This is a genomic window from Oceanicaulis sp. UBA2681, from assembly GCF_002354675.1.
Classification (GTDB): Bacteria; Pseudomonadota; Alphaproteobacteria; order Caulobacterales; family Maricaulaceae; genus Oceanicaulis; species Oceanicaulis alexandrii.
The window spans coordinates 40,969-57,286 of the sequence record NZ_DEMB01000016.1 but is presented as its reverse complement, the minus strand read 5'-3'; the positions used below and the strand labels follow the sequence as shown (position 1 = coordinate 57,286).

Genomic DNA, 16,318 nt, shown 5'->3' with positions numbered 1-16,318 from the left:
AGAGCCGATAGCTCAGCTGGTAGAGCAACTGACTTTTAATCAGTAGGTCCAGGGTTCGAATCCCTGTCGGCTCACCACTTCTCCCTGAAAACATGGCGTTTTGTGGGTGGTGGTGATTATCTGTCTGCGCGATTGCGCTCCCACATCCCTTACATCGGTATCTGATCAGGCGTTGACGGTGTCGTCAGGCGCGCTTCACTCTGTCTGCTGTTAGATGGAAAATGGGGTCCCCGATGATGATTGTCAGCGCACTCGCCGCCGCTTTTCTCGTTCAGGCTCAGACGGACGCGCCTTCCTGCAGCGGAACGGGCGCTGAGGTTCAGTCGATCTGTGAGGTGCTGACCGCCCAGCAGGACGCCTGGAACGCCGGCGATATTCCCGGCTTCATGGACGGATATCTTCAAAGCGAGGATTTGCGGTTCGCCTCGGGTGGATCGGTGACCACGGGCTGGGCGGCGACTTTGGCGCGCTATCAGGCGCGCTATGACACGCCGGACGCCATGGGCTGGCTGGCGTTCACCGATCTCGACGTCACCCAGCTGTCAGAGGACGCCGCCTATGTGTTCGGGCGCTGGACGCTGTACCGCGAGGCGGATGAACCCACCGGACTGTTCACGCTGATCGTCCGAAAAGGCGAGGAGGGCTGGCGCGTGGTCCACGATCACACGTCGTCGGCTGAATAAGACCTAGAGCCCGCCCCACCAGCTGATCACATGTAGCGTCAGGGCGCCGGCGCCCAGCAGGACGCCGAGCCAGGCGATATCCGCCAGCCCGCCCTTTGGCCTGTAATCAGGCCCGGAGGTCAGCGGTCCTGATATGTGTGGCGAGGCGCTTGTCTGCGAGGCTGAGAAGCCCGGTGAAGCCTGTCTCTGGCGCAGTTCCCTCAGAGCGAGCCGTCTGGAGCGCACATTATATTTCTGGTGCGCCACAAACAGACGCAGATTCGTTTCAGAGAGGCTTTTCAACTGATCATCAGACGGGGTGCGGAACAGGGGACGCATGGCGACGCCTTTGGCGGCTGGCGGTCAACAGACAAGCGGTCTGAAACGGAGTCCCCGTTTCAGACCGCCGATGGAACAGGCTTCTTGTCTAGAAGGCTTTGGAGATGGTGAAGACGGCGGTTTCATCCGACCCGTCCGTGTCTTCGCTGGTGTCGATATACGCCAGCGTCCAATCCACGCCATACGCCGAGCCGCCGACGCCGATCGTCCAGTCGACCTTGTCGTCGCCATCGCCATCAAGATCGCCGAAGGCGCCGGTTTCATAACCGATGCCCGCCATCAGGCTAAGACCGGACTCACCCAAGGGCGCTGAGCCTGAGAGATTCAGATAGAGATTGTCGTCATCGCCCAGATTGTCCTGTTCGGGGGCGTAGGCGATCGTGCCGGTGGTCTCCACCAGACCGATCGTGCCGGTCAGGCTGCCATAGACTTCGGCATAGGCGACATCTTCAGCGCCGGGATAGAAATATCCGATCACGCCCACATCATAGCTGAGCGCGCCGACCGTGCCGCCATATCCGGCGTACAGGTCCAGCTCAATTTCCGAATTGCCCACGGGCTCGATGCTTGATCCCCAGGTTCCGGCGTAAAAGCCGGAGTCAAAGGCAACGTCAAAGCCGCCCTGGATGGCGATGGCCTCATCGCTGAGCGAGGCGCCGCGGAAGCGATAATCTGTGGTCATCGCCACATTCGCCGAGACTTCCTGGGCCTGTGCGGCGCCGGTGGAAAGGCTCGCCGTAGCCGCCAGGGCCAGAGGGAGCACGCTTGCTGCGAGTAAGTTTGCGGATTTCATGGTTGTTCTCCATTTAAAATTGTATCGGTGGTCATATGGCTCACCGGGGGGCAGGCGAGGCGGCGCATCAGCCGCCTCGCTGATCCGGTTATTCAGCTGGTTTGTGCGCGGTCTTTGATGTGAACTCGGGATAGGCGCTGTGACCCAGTTCAGAGAGGTCGCCACCGACCTCTTCCTCATCGGGGTTCAAGCGGATGCCGAGCGTGACTTTCAAAGCCAGCCAGAGAACGAAGCTGGTGATGAAGACGAAGGCCCCAATCGCGCCGACGCCGACAGCCTGTCCAAGAAAGCTTGCATCAGAGTTGGTCAAAGGTACGGCCATGGTGCCCCAGATGCCGGCCATGAGGTGGACCGGGATCGCGCCAACCACGTCATCCAGGCGGATGGCTTCCAGCAGCACCGCGCCGAAGGTGGCGATCACCGCGCCGACGCCGCCGATCAGGATGGCTTCCAGAATGGTCGGGGTCAGAGGTTCCGCTGTAATGGCGACAAGGCCGGCGAGGGCGCCGTTCAGAACCGAGCCCAGATTGGCTTTGCCCTTACCCAGAAGCATGGAGACGATATAGGCGACCACGACGCCGGAGGCGGCGGCCATGTTGGTGTTGGCGAAGATCTGCGACACGGCGGTGGCGTCGGCTGCGCTGCCCAGGGCGAGTTGCGAAGCGCCGTTAAAGCCGAACCAGCCGAACCACAGGATGAAGGTGCCCAGCGTCGCCAGCGGCAGGGATGAGCCGTGCATGGTCACCGGCTTGCCGTCGACAAAGCGTCCGCGGCGTGCGCCCAGCAAGATGACTCCGGCCAGCGCCGCCCAGCCGCCGGTGGAGTGCACCAGGGTGGAGCCTGCAAAATCGGAGAAGCCGAACTGCGAATCCAGCCAGCCAGCGCCCCATTCCCAGGATCCCTGGATGGGGTAGATCACCCCGGCGAGCACCGCCGTGAAGATGAAGAAGGATCCGATACGCACGCGTTCCGCGACAGCGCCTGAGACAATCGAGGCAGTGGTGGCCACGAACACCATCTGGAAGAACCAGTCGGACGCGCTTGAATAGCCCGCGGCCGTGACGTCGATCGCGTCATCCGCGGCGGTTTCAGAAGGCGACCACATGGAAGGCGTGCCGATCAGGCCGCCATGGTCCCCCACGCCGGAGTACATCAGATTGTAGCCGATGACGAAGAACATCAGGCCGGCGACAGAATAAAGCCCGATATTTTTCAGGCAGATGACGGCTGCGTGCTTGGTGCGCACAAAGCCCGCTTCCAGCATGGCGAAGCCGGCCGCCATCCACATCACCAGGAAGCCGCCAATCAGGAAGAGCAGCGTGTTGAAAATATAAGCTGTTTCATCGCTTACCTGGGCGAAGGCGGATTCTGACGCCAGGGCCGTGAAACTCAAAGCGGCCAGCGCCAGAGCCCCCAGGCGCGTGGCGCGTGCGCGCAGGCTAGTCTGCGCGCCGTTAAAATCGGTCATGATGGTGTCCTCGGTCGCACTCTGACGGGACGGAGCAAGGCCGGCCTCGTCCAGTCGGGTCGAATGAATACGACGAAGGATGCGGCGCGCTTGCGTGCCGAAGAGCCGGGCGGCGCCGGTCTGGTCCTGTCTCATATGTGCCTCCGTCGCGGTTTGCGGCGGCCGGCGGTGCGTCTCTAAATACGCGCGCAGCTTGAGCTGCGTCTGTCGTTAACAAAACCTTTGCAGAGCGCTTGCTGCGTCGCAACAAAAAAGTGAAAACTTTTTGATGCGCATCAGAGTTCTATGGCGAAGAAGCCACAGTCGCCCTGATTACAAATCTGGATTTGAAAGCAGAAAAAAAGGCGGGACCAGCCCGCCTTCTAGTTTTAGAGACGACCCCGAGGCCGCATGTGCACGGTTCCAGACGGCTAGGACTTTGGTCAAAGAGAATAAAAAATATGCGGACAAGCAGATCGCTGTTGCTCGTCTATCGTGCACCAATTCCTGACTATCGAGCACATGAGTGCCCGCAATCCGCTATTTTCTCGCCAAAAGAGTGTCTAGAGCTCGTTTTCAATCACGGCAAGAAACTCGGCGCCATAGCGCTCGAGCTTGCGGGCGCCGACACCAAAGACATGTGACATGTCTTCCGCGGTTCGCGGTTTGCTGGCCGCCATTTCGATCAGGGTCCGGTCAGCGAAGATGGTGTAGGCGGGTTTGCCGGAGTCCTTGGCGAGCTCCAGACGTTTTTTGCGCAGTGCAGTATAAAGGGCGCGATCAGCCTCGGATAATAATTGGTCGGCGGCGTCGCTGGGGCGGGCCCGGGACGAACGGACGCCGCGTTGTTCCTCCGGCGGACGCAACTTGATCGGAAGCTTGCCGAACAGGATCTGCTTGCCCTTGGGGGTGATGATCCATTCGCCATGACCATCGATCGGCTGATCGATGGCGCCGGAGGCGAAGAGCTGACGAAAGACGCTCATCCATTGGTCCTTGGACAGGTCTTCGCCGACGCCGAAGGTGGGCAGGGCGTCATGGCCCCGCGCCATCACCTTGTCGGTTTTCAGGCCGCGCAGAACGCTGATCAGATGCTCCAGGCCGAAACGCTGGCCCGTCCGGGCGATCGCCGACATGGCTTTTTGCGCCAGGACCTGCCCGTCAATCAGCTTGGGCGGATCATCACACAGATCGCAATGCCCGCAGGGCTCAATCTCGTCGCCAAAATAACCCAGCAGGGTCTGACGCCGACATTGGGGGGCTTCGCAATAGGCGATCAGCGCGGACAGGCGCCGCAGCTCCATGCGCTTTCGCTCTTCGTCCGAGTCGCCTTCATTGATCTGGCGACGGCGCAAGGCGGCGTCAGACAGTGACCAGAGCATGAGCGTGTCCGCCGGGTCGCCATCGCGTCCGGCGCGCCCGATCTCCTGGTAATAGGCTTCCATGGAGCTGGGCAGGGCGGCGTGAAGGACATAGCGCACGTCAGGTTTGTCCACGCCCATGCCGAAGGCGATGGTGGCGCACATCACCACGCCGTCGCCCTTGACGAATTCGTCCTGTCGGAAGCTGCGCGTCTGGGCGTCAAGGCCTGCATGATAGGACAGGGCGTAGATGTTCTCGGCTTGCAGCTTGGCGGCGATGTCGTCACACGCCTTCCGGCTGGAGCAATAGATGATGCCCGCCCGTTCCGGCCGCGCCTTGACGAAGTCGATGATCTGGGCGGCGCCTTGCCGTCGGGCGCCCACCGCCAGGTGCAGGTTGGGGCGATCAAAGCCGGAAACGAATTCGTCCGGGGCCTGCTCGAACAACCGACCGGCGATGTCGCGCCGCGCTGCAGCGTCAGCGGTGGCGGTGAAGGCGGCGATTTGTGGTCGGCCCGCAGCCTGGGCGAACTCTGAGATCCTGAGATAATCGGGACGGAAATCATGGCCCCATTGCGAGACGCAATGGGCTTCATCCACAGCGATCATCGACAGGCCCGCCCGGCCCAGCCGTTCCGCAAGGCCAGGAACCGCCATGCGTTCGGGCGCCATGTATAACAGCCGCAAGCTGCCGTCATCGAGTGCGCGCCAGGCTGCTTCGCGGTCCTGCGCTTCATCGGTGGACGTCAGGGCGGCGGCGTTCACGCCCACGGCCTGCAATGCGCTGACCTGGTCGCGCATGAGGGCGATCAGGGGAGATATCACGACCGTCAGCCCGCCTCTGAGCAGAGCGGGTAATTGAAAGCACATGGATTTGCCGCGGCCCGTAGGCATCACCGCCAGCACGTCGCGGCCTTTGAGGACGCTGTCGATGATCTCGGCCTGTCCGGGCCGGAAGTCGTGATAGCCGAACACCTCCGCCATGGTTTGACGGGCCTGATCGAGCTGCGGGGAAAGGGTCGAATCGCTGTGCGCCATGACGGGCAGGCTAGGCGGCGGGAGAGCGGGAGCAATACGCAAGGGCTGCTTGCGCTGGCGCAGGCGCGGGGGTAGCCCAGACCTCAGCTGTTTTTTCCGCCCACAAGGATCTGTCCATGAGCCCTGCGCCATTATCTCATATTCGCGTTCTGGATCTTTCGCGTGTGCTGGCGGGCCCATGGTGCGCTCAAATTCTGGGTGATCTGGGCGCGGATGTGATCAAGGTCGAAAATCCCAAATCAGGCGATGATACGCGGCGCTGGGGCCCGCCGTTTCTCAAAGATGAGGGCGGACAGGACGCCGACGCGGCGTATTATCTCTGTGCGAACCGCAACAAGCGCTCGATCGCCGTGAACATCGCTGAGCCCGAAGGCCAGGCGATGTTGAAAAAGCTGGCCGCAGACAGCGATGTGGTGATCGAAAACTATAAAACCGGCGGCTTGAAGAAATACGGCCTGGACTATGACAGCCTGAAAGCGGTCAATCCCGATCTCGTCTATTGCTCGGTTACGGGCTTTGGCCAGACCGGGCCCTGGAAAGACCAGCCCGGCTACGATTTTCTCATCCAGGCCATGGGCGGACTGATGAGTGTCACGGGCGAGGACGCGCCCATGAAGGTGGGGGTGCCGGCGGTGGACCTGTTCACCGGCGTATATGCGGCCGGCGCCGTGATGGCGGGGCTCCTGGCCCGAACGAAAGGGCAGGGCGGTCAGCATATCGACATGGCGTTGTTTGATGTGCAGGCGGCGATGCTGGCCAATCAGGCGGCGAATTTCTTCGTCTCGGGAAAAACACCCGGCCGCCAGGGGAACGCGCATCCCAATATTGTTCCCTATCAGGACTTTCCGACCTCTGACGGCCGCATAGCTGTGGCTGTAGGCAATGACGGCCAGTTTCAGGCTTTCGCACAGGCGTTGGGACGGCCTGACTGGGCGACTGATTCGCGTTTCATGCGTAACGCGGACCGGGTGGCCAATCGGGAGGTTCTGGTTGCGGACATCACGCTCACCCTGAATGCGGCGACGTCAGCTCACTGGATGGAGCGTCTGCATGACGCCGGGGTCCCGTGCGGACCGATTCTGGCGCTTGACCAAGTGTTTGGCCATGAGCAAGCGCAAGCTCGAAACTTGGCTTTCACCTTGCCGATGACCGGGGTCGGTGATGCGCCGATGATCGCGAATCCCATGCGGCTTTCAGAGACCGGGCCGCAATACCGAAAAGCGCCGCCTCGTTTCGCGGAACACACGTCTGAGGTGTTGCAAGAACGCCTCGGGTTGACTGAAAATGAAATACAGAGCCTCCGGGACCGCTCAATCGTGCGCTGAGAGGCCTGATTTCACTACAATGCCAGTGGTGTTGTGAAACTAAATCAGGTATCGATGAGCGTGACATGGAACTGGAGCGCATCTTGATGCGTTGGGGCCTGTGTTAAACTTAATGCTCACACGAAGGGCGTTCTCCGCCCGGAGGGGGATAGGATGAAAACAAAGCTTCTTTCGGCAGTCGCCGTCGGGGCCATCCTCGCCGCGCCGTCCATGGCGGTCGCGGATGAAGGTTGGTACGTCAGTGGCGCGCTGGGTTATGGCGCGCCGGGCGACGTAGACGTCTCTGGCAGCCTGAATGGTGAAATTCAAGGCGCTGGCGATATCCGCGAAAAGTTGGCCCTGGGTTACCAGTGGAACAACAACTGGCGTCTGGAAGGTGAGCTCGCTCACCGTTTCAACGACACTGGCGCCGTCGGCAATTTTGAGAACAGCAGCTCGGACTTCCAAGTCTGGTCCGGCATGCTGAACCTCATCTATGATTTCGACACCGGATCCTTCTGGACCCCCTACATCGGTGGTGGTCTGGGCTGGGTTCAGTCCGAGATCTCCGCAGCTGGCTGGGACACCGGTACGTACAACGCGTCTTCCAACTTCGTCACCGTTGACGATTCTGACGCGGCGCTCGGCTATCAGCTGATCGCTGGTATCGGTTGGGAACTGGCTCGTAACCTGACCCTGGACACCGAGTATCGCTACTTCGGTTACGGCGACACCGATTACGCTCCGAATCTGGAGCTGGATCGCGTTGGTGGTCACGAGGCCTGGATCGGCCTGCGCTATCTGTTCTCCGCTCCGGAGCCTGCAGCGCCGCCGCCCCCGCCGCCTCCTCCGCCGCCCCCGCCGCCTCCGCCGCCGCCTCCGCCGCCTCCGGCGCCGGTGTGTGACGACGCTGGCTTCGTGGTCTACTTCGCTTGGGATCGCTCCGAGATCTCCAGCCAGGCTGCTGCGGTGATCAACCAAGCTGTCAACCAGGCTCGCGAATGTGGTGTGGCGTCTGTGAACATCGACGGTCACGCTGACCGCTCGGGCGCAGCCTCCTACAATGTCGGCCTGTCCGAACGCCGCGCTCGTGCGGTTCGCGACGAAATGGTGCGCCTTGGCGTTCCGTCGTCCGCCATCTCTCTCGACGCCTTCGGCGAAAGCCGCCCGGCCGTTGAGACCCCGGATGGCGTGCGTGAGCCGCTGAACCGTCGCGCTGAAGTGATGATCGACCTCAACTAGGTCTATCGCACTGGCGAAAGATTGCGGCCCGGCGCTTCATGCGCCGGGCCGTTTTCTTTTGAGCAAAGGGTCAGGGCGGCAAGGACATCCCACACGGGGCTATCTTCATTGCGCTGCAGCATCTCGCGTCTGTGAGCGTCCGGGCTGGGGCTGGTCGCCCTCGGCGGGTTGACCGCGCGGAACACGCGTCGCAAGAACCTGCCATCACATTTTTCGATTTGAACGCCCGTGCCTTCGCGTCCGGGCGTCTTGCAGAAGGACTGGCCCATGAGCAAGCCGGACACCCCTTATCGCAAACGTGCGCTGGGCGACCGCGCGCTGAGCCCTGAAACCCTGATGATGAGCTATGGCTTTGACGCGAAAATGTCAGAGGGCTCCATCAAGCCGCCGGTGTTTCTGACGTCCACCTTCGCCTTTGCGACGGCGGAAGAGGGCGCGGCTTACTTCCGCATCATGGGCGGCAAGAAAGAAGCGGGCGATCCGGAAACCGCCGGCCTTCTGTATTCGCGGTTCAACAATCCCAATATGGAAGTGCTGGAAGACCGCCTGGCGGTGTTTGAGGGCGCCGAGGACGCGCTGGTGTTCTCGTCGGGCATGGGCGCCATTTCCACGGTGTTGATGGCGCATTCGAAAGCCGGCGACGTGGTCTTGCAGTCCACGCCGCTTTATGGCGGGACGGAGACCCTGATCCGTTCGATCCTGCCGCAATATGGCATTTCCAGCGCTGACTTCTTCGCGGGCGCGTCTGAAGACGAAATCCGCAAGGTCGTGGACGCCGCCATGAAACAGGGCCGCATTTCGGTCCTGTATTGTGAGACGCCGACCAACCCGACCAATGAAGTGGTTGATCTTCAGCTCATGGCGAAACTCGCCGATGAGATTGGCGAGCGTCAGGGACATCGCCCGCCCGTGGTGGTGGACAACACCATTCTGGGACCGATCGGCCACAAGCCGCTGGAGCTGGGCGGCGATATCGTCGTCTATTCCCTGACCAAATATATCGGCGGCCATTCTGACCTGATCGGGGGCGCTGCGCTGGGCGCCTCTGATCTGATGCTGCCCGTTCGCAAGCTGCGCTCGGGCATCGGCACCAATCTCGATCCGCACACGTGCTGGATGCTGGCCCGTTCGCTGGAAACGGTCACTTTGCGGATGCGCGCCGCCTTTGAGGGCGCTCGCAAGGTGGCGGAGTATCTGCGCGATCATCCCAAGGTGAAGCGCGTACGTTATCTGGGGTTCCTTGAAGAAGGATCGCGCGATTACGACGTGCACAAGCGCCAGTCAGGCGACATGCATGGCTCGACCTTCGCCTTTGACGTCGAAGGCGGCCAGGCGGCATCCTTCCGCATGCTCAACGCGCTGAAAGTCGCCAAGCTCGCCGTGTCGCTCGGCGGCACTGAAACCCTGATCTGTCATCCGGGCAGCACCACGCACGCCGCCGTGGCGCCGGATCTCCAGGAACGGTTGGGCTTTGATCCGGGCATGGTGCGGGTCTCGATCGGCGTGGAGAACCCTGACGATCTGATCGCTGATTTCGAACAGGCCCTCGCAGAGGTCTAAACCAGAAGGACGGCCATGACTGACATCTCCCTCGACCAGGACGAACGCAAGGTTCTCGACTGGGTTGAAAGCCGGGGCGATCACATGATCGACACGGTCAAAGCCTGGTCGCGGATCAATTCAGGCAGCCGCAATCTCGACGGGCTCGAGACCATGCGGTCTGTTTTGTCCGACGCGTTTTCCGAGCTTGAGGGCGATGTCAGCGCGGTCGAGCTGAAGCCGTCCACGACGGTGGAGCTCGATGGCGACATCAAGGAGGTGCCGTATACGCCCTCCATGAAGGTTTCCAAACGTCCCGAAGCGCCAGTTCGGATTGTCCTGACGGGCCATCATGACACGGTCTTCCCGAAAGGCTGCGGGTTTGAAGACTGGCGCCTTCTCGATGACGACACCCTCAACGGGCCAGGCGTGGCGGACATGAAGGGCGGCCTTCTGGTCATGCTTCACGCGCTTCTGGCGCTGGAGCGCAGCCCCTGGGCGAGCCAGATCGGTTATGACGTTCTGGTCAGCCCGGACGAAGAGATTGGCTCTCTGGGTTCGGGGCCGGTGCTGATGGATCTCGGCGCCAAGGCTCATGTGGGCATGACCTATGAACCCGCGCTGGCGGATGGCTCGCTCGCCGGCGCCCGCAAGGGCTCGGGCAATTTCTCGCTCCGGTGCCGCGGCCGCGCCGCCCATGCGGGCCGTGAACACCATCTGGGACGCAACGCCATTGTCGCAGCGGCGGAATTCGCCCGTGGTCTGGACCTTCTCAATGGCCAGCGCCCCGACATCACCTTCAATGTCTCCCGCATTGACGGGGGCGGAGCGCCGAACGTCGTTCCGGATCTGGGCATTTGTCGCTTCAATGTGCGGGTGAAGACGGAAGAGGACGCCCTCTGGGCCAAGACCGAGATCGAGACACTGGTGCGCGCCGCCGATGCGCGCGACGGGATCACGGCGGATTTGCATGGCGGGTTCACGCGTCCGCCCAAGCCGATGAGTCCGGCCAATCAGCGCATGTTCGACTGGACGCGCACTGCGGGACAGGCCATAGGTCTAGACATAAAATGGGCCGATACGGGCGGTGTTTGCGAAGGCAATAATCTGTGGGCGTCTGGCTGTCCGAATGTGGATACGCTGGGGGTTCGCGGCGCCGACATTCACTCTGACCGCGAGATCGCCAAGCTTTCGAGCTTTGTGGAGCGCGCGCAATTGTCAGCGGTGATGTTGATGCAGTTCGCCCGGGGACGGTTCAACGCATCAGATGCCCGCGCGCTCAGCCCGGCGGGATAATTAAAGTAAAAAGGGGGACGCGCCATGCTCGTGGTGCGCGCCGCACGGTCTGACGACCATGCCGCATTTGTCGATCTGGCGAGGGCTGCTGGCCCTGGCTTCACCAGCCTGTCGCTTGATGACGAAGCGCTGCACGCCAAGCTGTTGAAGTCTGAACAGGCGTTTGAAGGCAAGCTGCCGGACAGGTCAGACTGCGTCTACCAGCTGATGCTGGAAGATGACGTGACGGGTCAGGTTTACGGCACCGCCGCAGTGAAGGCGGAAGTGGGGGTGAAGAAGCCCTATTTCGACTTCAAGATTTTCACTATCGCCCAGTCGTCCAAGGAAGCGGAGCGCCGCTTTGATATGGACGCCATGTTGCTGGTGAATGATTTCGCCGGCTGCACCGAAGTGGGGTCGCTGTTCGTCAGCGACGCCCTGCGCGGTTCGGGGGCCGGGCGCCTCACCTCGCAATGCCGGTACATGCTGGTCGCCGCCGACCGGTCTCGTTTTGGCGCGCGCATCCTGTCGGAATTGCGCGGCGTGGTGGACGAGGCGGGAGAGTCTGTTTTCTACGAGCATGTCACGCGGCCGTTTTTTCGCATGACGTTCGAAGAGGCGGATTCCCTGTCGGCTTCGACGGACAACCAGTTCATCCTCGACCTGATGCCGCGCAGCGCGATCTTTCTCGATCTGCTGCCCAGCGAGGTCCAGGCGGTGATCGGCAAGACCCATCCCCATGGCGCCAACGCCTTGCGCCTTCTGGAGGATGAGGGCTTCCGCTATGATCGCTATGTGGACATTTTTGATGGCGGGCCGCTGGTCAGTTGCGAGACTGACGACGTGCGCACCATCAAGGATAGCCGTCTGATGACGGTGGCGGACGGAGCGCTGGGTTCAGAACGGATTCGGGCGCTGGTCTCCAACAATCAAATGCCTGATTTTCGATGCGTGCATGCAGAAGTCAGCGTCACAGGCGACGCTGTGTCTCTGGATGCCGACGCAGCCCGGGCGCTGAAGGCCAGCGCTGGGGACACCGTACGTCTATGGACGAAGGAGCTTAGCTGATGGCGCATTCCGCATTTATCTCGGGGCAGTGGGTGTCTGGCGGCGGCGCTGACATCGTTTCCATCAATCCTGCGGACGGCGAGACGGTCTGGACCGGCTCCGGCGCCACGCCCGACAGCGTCCGGCAAGCTTTTGCAGCCGCACGCACCGCTTTTGAAGACTGGGCGCTGACCTCTTATGACGAGCGCCGCGCCGTGGTTCAGGCCTATGGCGATATCGTCAAGGCGGAAGCCGACCATATCGCCCAGCTGATCAGCCGCGAGACCGGCAAGCCGCTCTGGGAGACCAAGGGCGAGGCTGGCGCCATGGCGGCGAAGGTCGGCGTCTCGATCCAGGCGCATGACGAGCGCGCAGGCCGCAAGGTCACCGAAACCGAGTTCGGCGAAGCCGTGCTTGATCACAAGCCGCTGGGTGTGATGTTCGTGCTGGGGCCGTATAATTTCCCCGGTCATTTGCCCAATGGGCATATCATTCCGGCGCTTCTGGCGGGCAACACCATTGTGTTCAAACCGTCTGAACTGACCCCGGCTGTGGGCGAGTTCATGGTCCAATGCTGGGAGAAGGCGGGCTTGCCCGCCGGCGTGCTCAATCTGGTGCAGGGCGCGCGCGAAACCGGCGCGGCGGCGTTGGACGATCCTGATCTTGACGGCGTGCTGTTCACCGGCAGCTGGAATACGGGCGCCTTCATTCACAAGAAATTCGCCGGTCGCACCGGCATCCAGCTGGCGCTGGAGATGGGCGGCAATAACCCGCTTGTGGTGTGGGACGCTGCGGACGCGGAAGCCGCGGCGCGGATCGCCGTCTTGTCGAGCTATATCACCGCCGGTCAGCGCTGCTCGTGCGCGCGTCGACTGATTCTGCCGCAAGGCCAGGCCGGCGATCAGGTGGTCGACCATCTGGTGGAGATGATCAAAAAGCTCAGCGTCAATGTCTGGAACGCCGATCCCGAGCCCTTCATGGGACCGCTGGTGTCCGCGCAAGCGGCGAGCCATGTGCTCAAGGCGCAGGACGACCTGATCGCGCTGGGCGCGAAGCCCATCGTCAAATCCGAACGCATGGCGCTGGGCGACGCCTTTGTCAGCCCGGGCCTTCTGGATGTGGACGGCGTGACCACGCCGGACGAGGAAGTCTTCGGTCCGCTTCTGCAGGTGCGCCGGGCGGACAGCTTTGAAGCGGCCCTCGCAGAAGCCAACAACACCGCCTATGGCCTCTCGGCGGGGCTGGTGTCAGACTCAGAAACGCTGTGGAAGCGGTTCTGGGCGGGCAGCCGCGCCGGCATCGTCAATCGCAACCGCCCCACGCCGGGCGCCGCGTCCTCCATGCCGTTCGGCGGGCCGGGGCAGTCGGGCAATCTGCGTCCGAGCGCGTATTATGCGGCGGATTATGTCGCCTATCCGGTCGCGACCCAGGCGGCTTCGACAGTGGAGAAAATGCCGGTGAAAGGGCTGTAAGTCATGACGGCGGTGGAAGCCAATTTCGATGGTCTGGTCGGTCCGACCCATAATTATGGCGGGCTTGCGCCGGGCAATCTGGCCAGCGCGAAAAATTCAGGCTCCATCGCGGCGCCGCGCGCCGGCGTTCTGGAAGGGCTTGCGAAAGCGAAATCATTGGCTGATGCGGGCCTGGTCCAGGGCGTTCTGCCGCCGCAGGAGCGTCCATACATTCCCCAGCTGAAAGCTTTGGGGTTTTCTGGCGCCAACGATGGCGCGATCTGGGAAGCCGCCTACAAGGCGCAACCCGCTCTGGCGCTGAACATGTTGTCGGCCAGCTCCATGTGGGCGGCGAACGCCGCGACGGTCAGTCCAAGCGCCGACACATCAGACGGACGTGTGCATTTCACGCCGGCGAACCTTCTGACGGCGCTGCATCGATCCATCGAGGGCGAGCAGACCCGGCGGGCGCTGTCCGCGATCTTTCCCGACCCAAGCCGGTTTGCTGTCCATGACACGCTGCCCTATCAGTCCGCCTTCGCCGATGAGGGGGCGGCCAATCATGTGCGCCTGTGCGCCGAGCATGGCGGTCAGGGCGTCGAGATTTTCGTTCATGGCCGCGACGCCTTTGAAGCCTGGGCTGGCAAATACCCGGCGCGGCAAACCCTGCAAGCGTGCGAAGCCGTTGAGCGCCGTCATGGTCTGAAGCCTGACCGCACGGTTCATATTCGCCAGTCGCGCAAGGCCATCGACGCCGGCGCCTTTCATAATGACGTGGTGTGCGTCGGCACAGGCCCGGTGCTGTTCTTTCACGAGCACGCCTTTGAAGACAAAGCCGCGGCGCTCGACGCCATCCGCAAAGCTGCGGACGGTCTGTTCGACCCGATCTTTGTGGAAGTGCCCGACGCCGAGGTGCCGCTCGGGGATGCGATCACCTCATACCTCTTCAACTCCCAGCTTCTGATCATGCCGGGTGTGGATCGTCAGGTTTTGTTGGCGCCAAGCGAAACCGAGGAAACGGATTCCACCAATCTGTATTGCGCCAATATGGTGGCGGGCAACGGCCCGATCGGCGCCGTGAAGTTCGCGCATGTTCGCCAGTCCATGCGTAATGGCGGCGGCCCGGCTTGCTTGCGCTTGCGCGTGGTGTTGACGCAAGACGAGCGTGCCGCGGTCAATCCCAAGGTGATGATGAATGACGCGCTCTACGCAGCGCTGACCGCGTGGGCTGAAACGCATTATCGCGAGGCGCTGGCCCCGGGCGATCTGGGCGATCCGGCGCTGGTGACCGAAAGCCGAACGGCGCTGGATGCGCTGACCGGCATTCTGGGGCTGGGTTCGGATTTTTATCCGTTCCAGCGCGCGGGCGCCTGACGTTTTTGACCTGATATCGGACATAAAAAACCCCGGCGCTGAGCGCCGGGGTTTGTCTTGATAGACCGGTGTATCTCTAGCGAACGCAGAGCACGTCAGCCAGCGCTTCACGGCCCTGAGTCGTGCGGCGTTCATCCAGTGACCAGACCGACCCCCGGGCGCGCACCGTGCCGTAATAGACAGCGCGGTTCATCCCGCTGGCCCGACACAGATCATCGGCGGCGGTTTGTCCGCAGCGGCCATAGCCGCCGCGTTCACACGCGGAAACCGCATAGCCGTTGATCATGGGTTCAGCAAAGAAGAGAGTCTCAACACCGCGTACGCCGCCATCCACACGGTTGGAACCATAGCCGGGGCGCCCGCCATAATTGTCGTCATCACGCGGAATGCGCCGGTTTGTGGCTGAGGTGATCTCGCGGTTCAAATTGAGAACGCCCAGATTGCGCACATCGCGGTCAATCTCCACACAGCGTCCGCCAAAATCATCATGCTGGCAGAAGGTCCAGTCGCCCGAATGCACCTCGATGGACTGGGCGGCGTCGTTGAAGCCCAGCCGGCTCAGATTTCCAACCGGCTCGATCAGCGTGACGCTGCGGCCAGTGAAATTCGTGCCGGACCACAGGGTGACGCCATTGTCGCGCGTGCGGCCGCGACGGCCCTGATCATGAACCGGGCGGATCGAGCTGATGCGGTCGTTGAACGCCCATTGGGTCATGTTCGGCAGATCGGAATCGATCACCTGGCAGGACCCGCGATAGCTGGCGTCGACACAGACTTCCCATTGACCGCCGCTGACGCGGATCGAGCTGGCCATGTCGTTGAAGTTCACCCAATCGAGGTTCTCCGCGTCAGAATCGATCACCACGGACCGGCCCTGATAATTCGGCGCGTCATAAAGGGTGATGCTGGCGCCCCGCTGACGATCGCCGCGATCGCCGCGGCCGTTGCGCTGGGCTTCCGCCAGATCCGCCGTCACGACCAGTCCGGCCAAGGCGGCGAGCATTACAGGGGCGAAACGCATTTCAGTCTCCTAACAACCAGATCAGAGTATGCCTCAGTCTATGAAGCCTCCAACCTGAACCGGGACTGAAAGCGTTTTCGCCCCGCCATTCATCTACGCCCAAGGGCTTAATACCCTTGAGCGTTTCCGTCCTTGCGCATCTCGCTGGCGCCATAGAGGACGCCGGTCTCGCGATCGCGCCATATGGCCTGATAGCCGCCGAATCCGCCATCGCTATCGCCGATGACATGGCCGCGCGCTTCCAGCGCGGCGCGGACTTCTGAAGGCACGCCGCTTTCCAGATGCACGACGCCGACGCCTGCAGTTTCGCCAGCATCATCGGTTTCAGAGGTCGAGCCTTCATGGCGCCAGCGGGCGGCGTCGCCTGCTTCCTGAACATTGAGCCCAAAGTCGATGATGTTGGAGACGATCTGCACATGGCCCTG

General features: G+C 62.1%; 14 protein-coding genes and 1 tRNA gene. 9 read left to right on the top strand and 6 right to left on the bottom strand.

Going from position 1 to position 16,318, the window contains the following annotated elements; translation table 11 throughout:
- Nucleotide 1: 1 nt before the first annotated feature.
- Together B3M53_RS11535 and B3M53_RS11530 are read left to right on the top strand one after the other, a co-directional pair.
- A tRNA-Lys gene (locus tag B3M53_RS11535) sits at nucleotides 2-77 on the top strand.
- 156 nt (nucleotides 78-233) lie between these two features.
- Complete coding sequence (locus B3M53_RS11530; RefSeq protein WP_273019953.1) at nucleotides 234-683, top strand: YybH family protein; 450 nt, start codon at nucleotides 234-236, stop codon at nucleotides 681-683.
- 3 nt (nucleotides 684-686) lie between these two features.
- Here the strand turns inward: B3M53_RS11530 and B3M53_RS11525 are convergent, their stop codons facing one another.
- The 4 genes from B3M53_RS11525 to recQ all read right to left on the bottom strand — a co-directional run bounded on the left by B3M53_RS11525 (nucleotide 687) and on the right by recQ (nucleotide 5,640).
- On the bottom strand, nucleotides 687-1,001 hold the full coding sequence (locus tag B3M53_RS11525) for a hypothetical protein (protein WP_273019951.1): 315 nt from the start codon (nucleotides 999-1,001) through the stop codon (nucleotides 687-689).
- An 88-nt stretch (nucleotides 1,002-1,089) separates the two neighbouring features.
- A complete protein-coding gene (locus B3M53_RS11520) occupies nucleotides 1,090-1,794 on the bottom strand; it encodes a TorF family putative porin (protein ID WP_273019950.1) in 705 nt (234 codons plus the stop codon).
- Between the two features lie 88 nt (nucleotides 1,795-1,882).
- Nucleotides 1,883-3,262 carry an ammonium transporter gene (locus B3M53_RS11515; RefSeq protein WP_199285744.1) on the bottom strand — a complete coding sequence of 460 codons (1,380 nt, stop codon included), beginning with the start codon at nucleotides 3,260-3,262 and terminating at the stop codon, nucleotides 1,883-1,885.
- A 542-nt stretch (nucleotides 3,263-3,804) separates the two neighbouring features.
- Nucleotides 3,805-5,640 (bottom strand): DNA helicase RecQ, encoded by a 1,836-nt coding sequence (gene recQ, locus B3M53_RS11510; protein ID WP_273019947.1) that lies wholly within the window; start codon nucleotides 5,638-5,640, stop codon nucleotides 3,805-3,807.
- 116 nt (nucleotides 5,641-5,756) lie between these two features.
- On the opposite strand from recQ, the gene B3M53_RS11505 reads away from it, so the two are divergent.
- The 7 genes from B3M53_RS11505 to astB all read left to right on the top strand — a co-directional run bounded on the left by B3M53_RS11505 (nucleotide 5,757) and on the right by astB (nucleotide 14,872).
- Nucleotides 5,757-6,965: a CaiB/BaiF CoA transferase family protein gene (locus B3M53_RS11505; RefSeq protein WP_273019945.1), complete on the top strand. Its 1,209-nt coding sequence runs from the start codon at nucleotides 5,757-5,759 to the stop codon at nucleotides 6,963-6,965.
- A 153-nt stretch (nucleotides 6,966-7,118) separates the two neighbouring features.
- Nucleotides 7,119-8,186: an OmpA family protein gene (locus B3M53_RS11500; RefSeq protein ID WP_273019943.1), complete on the top strand. Its 1,068-nt coding sequence runs from the start codon at nucleotides 7,119-7,121 to the stop codon at nucleotides 8,184-8,186.
- A gap of 267 nt (nucleotides 8,187-8,453) precedes the next feature.
- Entirely contained in the window at nucleotides 8,454-9,746 is a 1,293-nt protein-coding gene (locus tag B3M53_RS11495) for a cystathionine gamma-synthase family protein (RefSeq protein WP_160091511.1), read from the top strand.
- 15 nt (nucleotides 9,747-9,761) lie between these two features.
- A complete protein-coding gene (locus B3M53_RS11490; RefSeq protein ID WP_273019940.1) occupies nucleotides 9,762-11,021 on the top strand; it encodes a hydrolase in 1,260 nt (419 codons plus the stop codon).
- A 24-nt stretch (nucleotides 11,022-11,045) separates the two neighbouring features.
- Nucleotides 11,046-12,068 (top strand): arginine N-succinyltransferase, encoded by a 1,023-nt coding sequence (locus B3M53_RS11485; protein ID WP_273019938.1) that lies wholly within the window; start codon nucleotides 11,046-11,048, stop codon nucleotides 12,066-12,068.
- Complete coding sequence (astD, locus tag B3M53_RS11480; protein WP_273019936.1) at nucleotides 12,068-13,519, top strand: succinylglutamate-semialdehyde dehydrogenase; 1,452 nt, start codon at nucleotides 12,068-12,070, stop codon at nucleotides 13,517-13,519. Before B3M53_RS11485 ends, astD begins: the two co-directional genes overlap by 1 nt.
- A gap of 3 nt (nucleotides 13,520-13,522) precedes the next feature.
- Nucleotides 13,523-14,872: an N-succinylarginine dihydrolase gene (gene astB / locus B3M53_RS11475; RefSeq protein ID WP_273019934.1), complete on the top strand. Its 1,350-nt coding sequence runs from the start codon at nucleotides 13,523-13,525 to the stop codon at nucleotides 14,870-14,872.
- A gap of 76 nt (nucleotides 14,873-14,948) precedes the next feature.
- Here astB and B3M53_RS11470 read toward each other — a convergent pair whose 3' ends face one another.
- Together B3M53_RS11470 and B3M53_RS11465 are read right to left on the bottom strand one after the other, a co-directional pair.
- Nucleotides 14,949-15,893, bottom strand: a complete 945-nt coding sequence (locus B3M53_RS11470; protein ID WP_273145793.1) for a beta/gamma crystallin-related protein — start codon at nucleotides 15,891-15,893, stop codon at nucleotides 14,949-14,951.
- Between the two features lie 107 nt (nucleotides 15,894-16,000).
- On the bottom strand, nucleotides 16,001-16,318 hold a 318-nt coding region (locus B3M53_RS11465; protein WP_286800438.1), incomplete at its 5' end, for a gamma-glutamyltransferase.